At 64.6% G+C, this 11,760-nt stretch carries 10 protein-coding genes; 1 reads left to right on the forward strand and 9 read right to left on the reverse strand.

The features are described from left to right. The 6 genes from B5F33_RS08710 to B5F33_RS08735 form a co-directional block, all read right to left on the reverse strand. Window positions 1-485 (reverse strand): transaldolase family protein (locus B5F33_RS08710; protein WP_087411423.1); only part of this gene is annotated, 485 nt, incomplete at its 3' end. 269 nt (window positions 486-754) lie between these two features. Further along, on the reverse strand, window positions 755-2,182 hold the full coding sequence (locus tag B5F33_RS08715) for an ATP-binding protein (RefSeq protein ID WP_087411463.1): 1,428 nt from the start codon (window positions 2,180-2,182) through the stop codon (window positions 755-757). Between the two features lie 5 nt (window positions 2,183-2,187). Beyond that, a complete protein-coding gene (locus B5F33_RS08720; protein WP_087411424.1) occupies window positions 2,188-2,868 on the reverse strand; it encodes a response regulator transcription factor in 681 nt (226 codons plus the stop codon). Window positions 2,869-3,250: 382 nt separating this feature from the next. Beyond that, window positions 3,251-4,042, reverse strand: a complete 792-nt coding sequence (gene pstB, locus B5F33_RS08725; protein WP_143757968.1) for a phosphate ABC transporter ATP-binding protein PstB — start codon at window positions 4,040-4,042, stop codon at window positions 3,251-3,253. Window positions 4,043-4,215: 173 nt separating this feature from the next. Then, window positions 4,216-5,808, reverse strand: coding sequence for a HAMP domain-containing sensor histidine kinase (locus B5F33_RS08730; protein ID WP_239284994.1), 1,593 nt, complete (start codon window positions 5,806-5,808; stop codon window positions 4,216-4,218). 239 nt (window positions 5,809-6,047) lie between these two features. Beyond that, a complete protein-coding gene (locus tag B5F33_RS08735; RefSeq protein WP_087411426.1) occupies window positions 6,048-6,743 on the reverse strand; it encodes a response regulator transcription factor in 696 nt (231 codons plus the stop codon). Window positions 6,744-7,144: 401 nt separating this feature from the next. Between B5F33_RS08735 and B5F33_RS08740 the strand changes: the two genes are divergently transcribed. Beyond that, the gene (locus tag B5F33_RS08740; RefSeq protein ID WP_239284996.1) at window positions 7,145-8,404 is read left to right on the forward strand and encodes a D-alanyl-D-alanine carboxypeptidase family protein; all 1,260 of its coding nucleotides are present in this window, start codon (window positions 7,145-7,147) and stop codon (window positions 8,402-8,404) included. An 85-nt stretch (window positions 8,405-8,489) separates the two neighbouring features. On the opposite strand, the gene B5F33_RS08745 is transcribed toward B5F33_RS08740, so the two are convergent. From B5F33_RS08745 to rsmA, 3 genes are all read right to left on the reverse strand, one after another. Beyond that, window positions 8,490-9,434 carry a PHP domain-containing protein gene (locus tag B5F33_RS08745; protein ID WP_239284998.1) on the reverse strand — a complete coding sequence of 315 codons (945 nt, stop codon included), beginning with the start codon at window positions 9,432-9,434 and terminating at the stop codon, window positions 8,490-8,492. 68 nt (window positions 9,435-9,502) lie between these two features. After that, window positions 9,503-10,594 (reverse strand): TatD family hydrolase, encoded by a 1,092-nt coding sequence (locus B5F33_RS08750; protein ID WP_087411429.1) that lies wholly within the window; start codon window positions 10,592-10,594, stop codon window positions 9,503-9,505. After that, complete coding sequence (gene rsmA, locus B5F33_RS08755) at window positions 10,591-11,571, reverse strand: 16S rRNA (adenine(1518)-N(6)/adenine(1519)-N(6))-dimethyltransferase RsmA (protein WP_087411430.1); 981 nt, start codon at window positions 11,569-11,571, stop codon at window positions 10,591-10,593. Before rsmA ends, B5F33_RS08750 begins: the two co-directional genes overlap by 4 nt. Window positions 11,572-11,760 lie beyond the last annotated feature (189 nt).

Consider the following 11,760-nt stretch of genomic DNA (forward strand, 5'->3'; position numbering starts at 1 on the left):
CCCGTCCAGTCGTAGTTCTTGACGCAGGTCACGACGTTGGCGAGCTGCTCGATGCCGTCCTCGGCGATGTCGTCGAAGCGGCCCACGAACGGGCTGATGTAGCGGGCGCCGGCGTTGGCGGCCAGCAGCGCCTGCGGGGCGGAGAACACGAGCGTCATGTTCACGCGGACACCTGCGTCGGCGAGCGCGCGGCAGGCGGCGAGGCCAGCCTCGCACACCGGGAGCTTCACCACGATGTTCGGAGCGAGCGCAGCGAGGCGCTTGCCCTCCTCGATCATGCCCTCGGCGGTGGTGGCGGTGGACTCAGCAGAGACCGGCAGGCCCTCGCAGAGCTCGGCGATCTTCAACATATGCGGCTCGAAGTCGGCGAGCTTGCCGCCCGTGCGGGCGTACAGGCTCGGGTTGGTGGTGACGCCGGCAAGGCAGCCCCAGCTCTTGGCCTCGGCGATCTCGTCGAGGTCGGCGGTGTCGATGAAGAACTTCATGTTGAACGACCTTTCACTTGCATACCAACTGGAACACGCGGGAAAAGACCGTACCTAGGCAGAGATAAGGCTCCCACCGAACAGCTTAACAGACGCGCACCCCAAACGTACGGAACATTTCGTTTGCATTGTGTCTGCATGCTGTAAGCGCGGGAGCCCGCCATGGCGCACCACGCGAAAACCAGCTGGTCACACCACGCGTCACGCACGAACGCGCGAAACGGCCCGTCCCCAAGGAGGGCCGCTGCACACGGTTGAAGCCCCGAGCCCTAAATCGCGCCCTCCGGCCACACCTGCACCGGGAAGGTCACCGTGATGCACGTGCCCTGGCCCAGCTCGCTTGCCAGATCGATGCTCGCCCCATGGAACGACGCGGCGTGCTTTACGATCGCAAGGCCCAGCCCGGTGCCTCCGCGCGCTTTCGACCGGCTCTTGTCCACACGATAGAAGCGCTCGAAGACCTTTTCCTGCTCTTCGGGCGCGATACCAATACCCGTGTCGATCACCTGGATGAAGGGGCGCTTGCCCTCGTCCATACCGCATGCAAGGGTCACAGTGCCACCCGGAAGGTTGTAGCGGATGGCGTTGCTTGCCAGGTTGTACGCCAGCTCGTCCAGCAGGCGCGGCACGCCCACCACAAGCGCCGGGTGCAGGTCGCACACAATGCTGACCTCGCCCTTTTTGGCCACCTGCTCCAGCCGCTGCATCACCGAGTCGAGCATGCGAGGCAGATCGACCGGCTCCATGGAACCCAGGATGCTTGTGGAATCGCTGCTCTCGGAGCGCTCAGCCTCGTCGAGGTTGGAGAGCGTGAGGATGTCGTTGACGAGCGCGGTCAGGCGGCCGGCCTCCCGATAGATGCGGCTGCCGAAATCGCGCAGGTCTGCGTCATCGGCCACCATGCCGCCGGCGATGAGCTCAGCGTAACCCGAAATAGTCGTGAGCGGCGTCTTGAGCTCGTGGGTGATGTTGGCGGTGAACTCTCGACGCATGCGGTCGTTGTCGGCAAGAACGCGCATCTGCCGCTTGAGCTCTTTACGCTGGCTCTCGATGCGCTCCAGCATGGGAACCATCTCGGAATAGGCGTTGTCCATGTTGCGTTTGGGATGGTCCAGGTCCACGTCGAGCAACGGCGCGATGATGACGCGGGACTCCCGGCGTGCGGCGAAAAACGACACCACGAGCACGATGACCGCGATCACGACGAGCGGCGCCACGAACGATGCGAGAATCGCAAGCAGCCCCTCCTGCGCCTCGGCGAGTCGAATCACCTGGCCGTTCTCAAGCGCGACGGCCTCGTAGAGCATGACCTCGCCCAGCGTGGAGGACGAGCGTTCCGCAGAGCCGTGGCCGGTGGCACGCGCCTCTTCGACCTCGGGGCGTCCCTCGTGGTTTTCCATCAGGGACTCGGGCTCTTCGCTGTCGTAGATCACGTCGCCGTCGACATCGATGAGCGTCACGCGCTTCGAGTCGAAGGTCATGCGCTCGAGCATCTCCACGTCGTCATCGGCGCTGTCGAGGGCCGTGGCGACGATCTCGGCCTCGTCGTAGAGCTCGTTTTTTGTGGAGCGCGCCAGGTTGCCGTGCAAAAACACCGTGCCCGCAATGGCAAAGACCGCGATGCCGATGAACGCAACCGAGAACACCGTGCCAAAGACACGGCGGGAAAGCGAATGTTTGGCTGCCAGTGCGCTCACGGTCATCACGCCGAGCGGTCGGCGAAGCGATAACCCACGCCACGCACCGTCTCAATGCAGGTGGAGCGGTCGCCCAGCTTCTGGCGGAGCGTCTGAACGTGCACGTCGACCGTGCGCGAGCCGCCGTCAAAGTCCCAGCCCCACACGCTTTGCAGCAAGGCCTCGCGCGTGAACACCACGCCCGGCTTGCGCATGAGGAACTCAAGCAGGTCGAACTCGCGCAGGGTGAGCTTGACCGGCTGTCCGTCGACCGTCACCTCGCGATGGCTCGGCGACAGCACGATGCCGCTGTTGGAGAGCACGTCGGTTGGCTTCTTGGTCATGCCGCCGCGGCGCAGCAGCGCGCGGCAGCGGCTTGTGAGTTCCATGAGCGAGAAGGGTTTGGCGAGATAGTCGTCGGCGCCGCCGTCGAGCGCGACTACCTTGTCGAGCTCGGTGTCCTTGGCGGTGAGCATCATGATGGGCACGGTCGCGGTCTCCTGGTCGGCGCGCAGGCGGCGCAGGATCTCGAGGCCGTCCGTGTCGGGCAGCATGATATCCAACAGCACCGCGTCGGGAACCCGTCGGGCAACGGCGGCCTTGAACTCGCTGTCGCATGAGAACCCTTCGGCCTCGATGCCTTGCTGGTGCAGGGCGTACAGGGTGAGCCCGCGGATGTTGTCATCGTCCTCGACGTAGTAGATCATCGAATCTGTCACTCCAAACCACAGAAGTCTCTATGGAGGCATTCCATAGCCCATCATACACCGCATGCCCGGACGCCTTCGCGACCCGGGCATGCCGATACCGTATGTTATGCGCCCGCAGCACCTCGCGCGCGGCGCCCGACGATCGAGGGGCAAATCGGGCAGCGGAGGTCCGGGCGCCCCGCATGCCGCAGGTTGCCGCGAAAGCCGAGGGCATAGGCCTTTGTGCCATGCCTCGAAGGCTTGAGCGGCAAGATGCCGGCCGCAGATGCCCCCGGGTTTCCCAGGCGCCTGAGGTTGTCCCGAAAGAGGAGGGCGCACGCCTCGCGTGCGGCGCCCGACGATTGAGGGGCAAGATCGGGCGCCTGGGGAAGCCGGGGGTTTAGCCGAAGCGGCCAGTGAGATAATCCGCCGTCCTCTTGTCCTTCGGCGCGCTGAAGAGCTCCTGGGTGGGAGCATGCTCCACCAGCTCGCCCAGCAGGAAGAACGCCACCGAATCGGAGATGCGCGAGGCCTGCTGCATGTTGTGGGTCACCACAACGAGGGTGTAGTTTTCCTTGAGCTCCATGGCGAGCTGCTCGACCATAAGGGTGGACACCGGGTCAAGCGCCGAAGTGGGCTCGTCCATAAGCAGGACCTTCGGCTTCACCGCAATGGCGCGGGCGATGCACATGCGCTGCTGCTGGCCGCCCGAAAGACCCAGGCCGGACTGCTTGAGCTTGTCTTTGACCTCGTCCCACAGAGCGGCGCGACGAAGCGACTCCTCGACGATGTCGTCAAGCTCGGAGCGGCTCTTGATGCCAAGGCCGCGCGGACCGTAGGCCACGTTGTCGTAGATGCTCATGGGGAACGGGTTGGGGCGCTGGAACACCATGCCCACCTGCTGGCGCAGGCGCGTGACGTTGTAGTCCTGGTAGATGTCCTCGCCGTCCAGCGTGATCCTGCCCTCGATGCGGCAGTCTTTCACCATGTCGTTCATGCGGTCGAAGCAGCGCAGCAGCGTAGACTTGCCGCAGCCGGACGGACCGATGAACGAGGTGACCTCGCGCTCGCGGATGTCAATGTTGACGTCCTTCAGCGCATGATGGTCGCCGTAGTACAGGTTGAGATGCTCCACCGACAGGCACACCGGATGCTCGGCTTGCGTCGCAGCCTGCGGAACGGCCTGGCCCATTTCGGCCGCATGCGCGGCCTCTACCGCGTCCATCCATTCCTTGTTATCTGCTGTAGACAATCTGAGTGCCTCCTCGCATGAAACGTCATATAGCCTTGTTGATGGTACGTGGTGCGTTTCATGCGGCTGAAAACACATTGTCAGGAGCATGTAAGGTCAGCCGAGAAGACTCGCTAGACCGGCAGCGTGATGGTGAAAACCGTCGCCTCCGGCGTGGACGAGCACTCGATCGTGCCGTTGTGCGCCGTCACGATCTCCTTCGCGATGGCAAGACCAAGGCCCGCCCCGCCGCGGTTCGTCGCACGGGCGGCGTCCAAGCGATAGAACTTCTCGAAGATGACCTTGAGCTTCGGCGCGGGGATGGGGTCGCCCTGGTTTTCGAACTTGATGCAGACCGTGTTGTCGTTGCGCCGTGCCGACACGCGAATCGTCGAGCCCTCGTAGCTGTACGCGATGGCGTTCTTCATGACGTTGTTGAACACGCGCGCCATCTTGTCGCCGTCCACGAGCACGGTCAGGCCAACCGGAACGTCGATCAGGGCCTCTTTGTGTTGCTCGGCCAGCGTGGGGTAAAACTCTTCTGCCACCTGCGAGAGCAAGAGGTTGAGGTCGACGTAGCCGCGCGTGAGCACGATGTCGTGGAAGTCGAACCTCGTGATGTCGAAAAACTCCTCGATCAGCGTATCCAAGCGATGGGCCTTCTCGAGCGCGATGCCCGTGAAGTGGGCGCGCTGCTCGACCGGAAGGTCGGGGGCCTCCTCGAGAAGCGACAGGTAGCCAACGACCGATGCGAGCGGGGTCTTGAGGTCGTGGGCAAGGTAGGTGACCAGGTCGTCCTTGCGGCGGGCCTCGTCGCGCAGGGCCTGCTGCGCCATGCGTTCGCGCTCCCGAACGCGGTTAAGGGCCGATTCGACCTCCAGGTAGTCGCCGTCCAGGCCGCTCCAGTCGTCGGGCCGCTCAATGAGGCGATCGACCATATGCTGGGCAATGTCGTGGTCGGCCTGCGCCTGCCCAGAATCGAACCCGCGGTAGTACATGTAGCGGCCAGCGAAGAACGCTGCGCAGACCGCAAGGGCCAGCAGAAAGCCGCAGAACATGAAGAGGTAGTCGATGCCAAATACGATGGGTCCCTGGGCGCTGTCGGCGATCATGCGCCCCACGAAGATCACCAACAGCCAGGCGAGGCCGCCCATCACGATGCAGCGGCGCACGTTGACGAAACGGTCGATGAGGATGTAGCCGACCAGCATGAGTATCAAGAACATGAGCAGGTTCTCGGCACCCACAACCGCGACCAGCAGCACGAAGAGCATCACGATCGACACGATGCGGTTGTCCACGATGCGCCGGACGCGCTCTAGGAGCTCGGCATTGGATTCCGCCGCATCGGGCGCGGTCTGCACCAGGTCCTGCAGCTGCTGGGCATCGGCCGACATGCGGCTATCGACATCGTCGACATCAGCTTCCGCCGCCGCGATGACCGAAGAAGCGTCCCCGCCCGATACCGCCGACGCATCCGACGCCGCGTGGCCCGTCTGGGAGGACGGCGCTGTCGACGGAGCACTCCCTGCGGTCGTTGTACCGCTCGCCTCAGCGGCACCCGGAGTCGCGGCGACGCGCTCCTGCTTGGATGAGACGGAGGCGTCGTTTCGCCCAGCGGGTGCCGTAGGTTGTCCCGCGCCCGCCACGTTGGGACGACCGGTAACGGGATTGACCGGAGCGTGGGCCTGCTTGCCCTGGCCCGTAGAACCGTTAGAAAACTTCACGCGTGCCCTCACTCGATTCCCATGAGGCTGGAACGCTGTCGTATTGCCAGGACCCGTATGGTCGAGGCCTTCGTGAAATCGCTGCCGGCGTCCATGCCTCACGCTTGATTGCCTTGTTTGCTGTCCAGTATATGGAGGACACCCGCAATAAAAACGGAAGACTTGCTTAACCTCTGTTCATACACGATGCCCAGGCTTAAACGGACAGGCAAACGGGCCGATGCGTACCGCCGGCACACCTACTCGATGGTATAGCCTACGCCCCAGATATTCTTAATGAAGCGCGGGTTGGCAGCGTCATCGCCGATCTTCTCGCGAAGGTGACGAATGTGCACCATGACCGTGTTGTTGGACGTCGACATGAACTCTTCGCCCCACACCGCTCGGAACAGCTCCTCGACGGGCACCACCTTGCCGCGGTGCTCCACGAGGTACAGCAGGATCGAATACTCGAGCGGCGTGCACCGCACCGGCTTCTCGTCGACGGTTACCGAGCGCGCATCGCGATTGATGGTAAGGCCGTTCACCGAAAGCAGGTGGGAGTCTTCGGCCTTGGCACGGCTGCCGTAGCTCGTGTACCGACGCAGCTGGGCCTTGACGCGCGCCACAAGCTCGAGGGGACGGAACGGCTTGACCACGTAATCGTCGGCGCCCAAGGTGAGGCCCTCGATCTTATCGGTCTGCGAGTCACGCGCGGTGAGCATGATCACCGGATAGGTATGGTCGGCTCGAATGGTGCGCAGCAACTCGTAGCCATCGATGTCGGGCAGCATGATGTCCAAGATGGCCAAATCGAATTCCTGGGAGAGAATGGCGCGCGCCGCATCGGCGCCGTTGTAGGCCAGGGTGACCTCGTACCCCTCATTTCTCAGGTAGATCCCCACAAGATCGGTGATGGTCTTCTCGTCGTCAACGACCAAGATGCGCGTTTCCACAGCATGCCCCCTTCCAGCTCCCCATTATGCCCGACAAGATGTGGCGGAACCGCAAGGAGCCGAAGTCCTTAAGGCTACTTTAAGCCTGTCCGAAGGTGCTCGCAAAGCATCCACAACCTCGGTATACTCGTGCCACTGCGCTTCCAAGCAGGCCACTTGATGCCCTGGAGCGCACCATTGCAAGACATTCACACTCATAAGAAAGCTCGGCGGCCATGACCCGGTACCACGATCACGCAGCATCCCAACGCCTCGCTTGCACGCACGCATCGAATGATTCGACCCCCTGCAGTCCCCGCACGGCCCGGCGTCCGGTCGGGTGTCGGTGGGCACGCCCCCTCATCGGCGCGGCGATCGCCTGCGTTGTCGCCCTGGGCGCGCCGTGCCCCGCATGGGCCGTCGTGCAGCGGGCCGACCTTGTGTGCGGCGAGGCGGCCTCCGACCGCGGCATCGCCGACGCAGACTTGCCCGATATCGCAGCGCCGAGCGCCCTAGTGCTCACCAAAGACGGCCGTCTGCTGTATGCGCGCGACGTCGATACACAGCGCGCCATCGCCTCGATCACGAAGGTCATGACGGCTATCGTCGCGCTTGAAAACGCAAACCTGACCGACGTGGTCACCGTCGATGAGGCCGCCGCTACCGTGGGCGAGTCCTCGGCAAACCTCAAGGAGGGCGACACCCTTTCGCTGGAGGATGCGCTGCGAGCCCTCCTGATCCCCTCGGGCAACGATGCGGCCATGGCCATCGCCAGCTCGGTCGGAGCGTCGATGGACCCCTCGTCGACCGACCCCCTAGCCACCTTCATCGCCGCGATGAACGTCAAGGCACAGGAGCTTGGATGCACCGACACCGTCTTCACCAACCCCCATGGGCTTGACTTCGACGACTGGGCGGGCGATCTGCATTCGACCGCCCGTGACGTCGCAGTCATGGTCGCCTACGCCATGCGCAACGATACGTTTCGTTCGACGGTGTCCGAAGGCAGCACGAGCATCACGGTGACCTCGGCGGACGGCACGCCGCGCACCATCGATTTGACGGAGACCAACATGCTGCTGGGCATCGACGGCAACATCGGGGTCAAGACCGGCACGACCGATAACGCCGGCGCCTGCTTTGCCGGCGCGTTCGTGCGCGATGACGACGAGGTCTATACCGTGGTTCTTGGAGACCCCATGACCTCGAAGCCCGAATCGTGGGAGGATGACGAGCGTTTCAAGGACACCATGACGCTCGCGACCTGGTATTACAACCACGAGGTGGACGTCCCTGCCGTACAAAGCACCCGCACCACGTTGGAGGGGGCAACGCTCGTCGCGCGCGCCACACATGCCGATTGGACCGACAAGACCGTCGACGTCGTCGCGGCCGACCCCGAGCAGACCGTCAAGCTGTTCAGCCTGGGCAACGACGTCGAGGCCAGCTGCGACCTTGTCTCCTTTACCGGCGACGTGCATGCGGGCGACCCGGCGGGCACGCTCACGCTCAGCCAGGACGGCGAAGTGGTCGCAGAGGTCGACCTGGTGGCAGCAGAAGAGGTTGCCGCTCCGGGACCGCTCGAATGGCTGCTTGTCCAGTTTGACCGCCTCGTGCGCACCATCACCGGTATGCCGACCACGGCCCCCGAAGAGGAATTCGCCGTGGCCCCGGAGGTGTAGTCCTGCGAGACGCCCGTGCGCATCTGGTGCCTGCCGCGGTTCTGAGGGATCGCCGGCCCCGCCCCCAGACCTAGACGAGCGGGTTTTAGGCGAGCGCTGCCTCCCGGGCGAAGAGCTCGGCCACACGCTCCCCGGCCTCATCGGGGTACACGAAGCGCTCCCCCACCTTGGGGGAAGCACCGTTGCGTCCATGGTAGTCGCTGCCGCCGGTCACAAAGAGCCCGTACTCAGTGGCAAGCTCGCGTGCGCGACGCTCCTCTGCAGGACCGTGATCTGGATGAAAGGCCTCGATACCCATGAGGCCTGCCGTCACGAGGTCGGGCACGATTGACCATGAATCCATCTGCCCGGGATGCGCGAGCACGGGCACCCCGCCCTGCTCGCGAATGGCACGCACCGCGTCGGTCGCCTCGGGATAGCTGATATCGCTTACCGCAATTCCCCGTCCCCTGAAGAGGCTCCGATAAATCGGCTGGTAGGCGGTATCGGTGTAGGTAAGATGGGTCAGCGCCTCCATGATGTGCTGCTTGTAGGGCGCCGTTCCCGCGGCGCACGCCCTCGCTACGGCATCGAGCGAAAAGTCGGGGTCGCACCGGTCGACCTCGGCGACGCCTACCGTCGCGAGGCCCTCAAGCGGGTCTGCGCCGGCATCCATGGCGTGCTTGATGGTCCACGCCTGCCAGAGCGTATTTGCAGCACGGGCATGAAGCGTTGACGCGACCATGCGCTCAAGCGGGCCGGACCCATCGGGCGTCGCCTCGAGGCCGAACCCCAAAATGTGCACCTTGCGACCCGTCGCCGCGCAGACGGCCGAGACCTCGACGCCGGCAAGTACCGGGTAGCCGGCTGCGCAGGCGCACGCACGCACCGCCGAAAGCTGCGAGAGGCTATCGTGGTCGGTCACGGCGACGCCAGCCAGCCCCGCGGACCGCGCCTGTGCTATCAGCTCGTCCACCGTGCAGGAGCCATCCGAGAACACCGAATGGTTATGCAGGTCGTATGCACCAACCGACGATCGTTCGCACATCATATGCCTCCCCTGCCATCCCGACGGGAACCTACATGGACCACGGCGCGACCGGGACATGAGTTCCGCCCTTAGTCGAAGAGTCTCAGGGCGTTTGTCCAGGCAGCACGCGCAACCTCGGCAGGATCCTCGCCGGTGCGGGCAGCGCGGTCGCGCGCGAGGGCGTCTGCGGTAAACGCGATCATGGCCGGCTCGCATTCCAAGCCACGGATAGGCTCGGGCGCCATGTAAGGGCAGTCGGTCTCGAACAGAATGCGGTCGAGCGGCGTCGCCGCAAATGCTTCGCGAATATGCTCGTTGCGCTTGAACGTGGCCGCGCCGCCGTAAGCGATGTGGCAGCCCAGCTCCACGAACCGTTCCATGGTGGCGCGGTCCTCGCCAAAGCAGTGCAACACGCAGCCGGCGCTTGGAATCCCCACGTCCTTCAGCACGCGATAGGCGTCAGCATGGGCCTCGCGAGCCTCGTCGTCACCATCGTTGCGCAGATGAAGCTCCACGGGAACGTCGCGTTCGACGGCAAGCTCCAGCTGGCGGGCCATACAGGACATCTGCACGTCGTGCGGGGCGGCCTCTATGTTGTCGACGGCGTCGAAGTGGTAGTCCAGCCCGATCTCTCCCACGCCGACGCAGCGCGGGTCCTCGAGGGCGGCCAGCAGCTTCGCGTGAACCTCGTCGGTGTAGGACGGCGCACCATACGGATGCACGCCCACCAGGTAGCGCAGCGTATCGACCAGCTCTTCCAGGCCCTCACGGACACCTTCGAGGCGGCCGGCAGCATCGTGCGGCACGGAGGCGGCAGCGAGCGCGAAGTCGGCGGCGTCGGCCACATCGGCCGGCTCACCTGTCACCGCCTCCTCGGCCAAGAGCGCCATCGACGGCGCGAGGTCGCGAGCACGATCTTGCCAAGCATCCAGCTGCTGGTGAAACGCCACCGCATCGTCAAAGTCGTCCGACAGAGGGTCAAACAGCGTCACCAGGCGACGAACGCCGGCGCACCCCGCGCGCACGAGCACCTCGGCGGGCTGAGCATTCCAAAAGCAGGTGAGATGGGCATGGGTATCGAAAAGCGGCGCCAGCGGCCGGGGAGTCCTGTAGACCCGCGGCTTCTTGCGCTTGGCGGCCTTTACAAACGCGACGCCGGGGACGTTGGTGTACCCAGTCATCGGCCGTCCTCCGCGGAGCGAAGACCGCAGGCCGATGCTTGCGCGCTGGGGTCGGTGTCCCCCGCCGGGGTATCGGCCAGGCCCGACGCCGCCTCGTCATAGGCGCGCGCCAAGCGCACGAAATCGGTCAGCGACAGCGTTTCGGCGCGGGCGCCGGGAGCGATGTTGGCAGCAGCAAACGCTTGGTCGAGCAGCGCCTTGTCAAAACCGTTCGACCCCATGGAGTTGCGGATGGTCTTGCGGCGCTGCGCGAAGGCGGCATCCACCACGTGCGTTACCCGCTCCGCGTCGAGCGGCGTGGCGGCAGCCCCCTCGCCCGGCGCGTTTGTACCGGCGTCTAGCACCTCGCGCCGATCGATGCGCACCACGGCCGAGTCCACATGAGGAGCGGGCATGAAACAGCGCGGAGGCACCTCGAAGCGCCCCGTCACCGCGCCGTACAGCCCAAGCTTCACCGTGTAGGCGCCATATGCCTTGGTCCCCGGCACCGCGGCGATGCGGTCGGCAACCTCCTTCTGCACCATGACCACGGCGCGTCGCAGCGAAGGCATGGTCTCGAAGTACTGTAGGATGATCGTCGCGGCAACGTTGTAGGGCAGGTTTGCCACCAGAACCGTCGGCTCGCCGCCCGCGACTTCGGCGATCGTTGCGGGCGACACCTTGAGAGCATCGCCCATGATGTAGCGAAAGTTGGGGTGGTCGGCGGCATGCGCATCGAGCACTGGCTCGAGCGTCGCATCCATCTCGATGGAGACCACGCGCGCCGCCTCCTGCACGAGCGCCAAGGTAAGGGTGCCGATGCCGGGGCCGACCTCGAGCACGCGCTCCGAGCCCGTGAGCTCTGCAAGCTCGCAGATGTGCTCGATCACGTGGTTGTCGATGAGGAAGTTCTGCCCCAAGCGATGCTTGGTGGCCAAACCGAACTCATCCAGCAGGTCGCGCGTGGCGGAGAGGTTGGCAAGCGGCGATGTGGTCAAGAGGGCTCCTATCTGTTATGTGCTCCCCCAACGGTTGAGCCGGCAAAGCGCGCAGACGCCGGCGCGCGGGCCGTCCAAGCCCCGAGATGCGCGGCCAGAAAGTCCACGCGGGTTGCCGTAGCGCCCGAGATTGGCCTGAAAGAGGAGGGAGGACGCCTAGTGTGCGCCGACCGACGATTGAAGGCCAAG

This window comes from Collinsella sp. An2, assembly GCF_002160065.1.
GTDB lineage: Bacteria > Actinomycetota > Coriobacteriia > Coriobacteriales > Coriobacteriaceae > Limicola.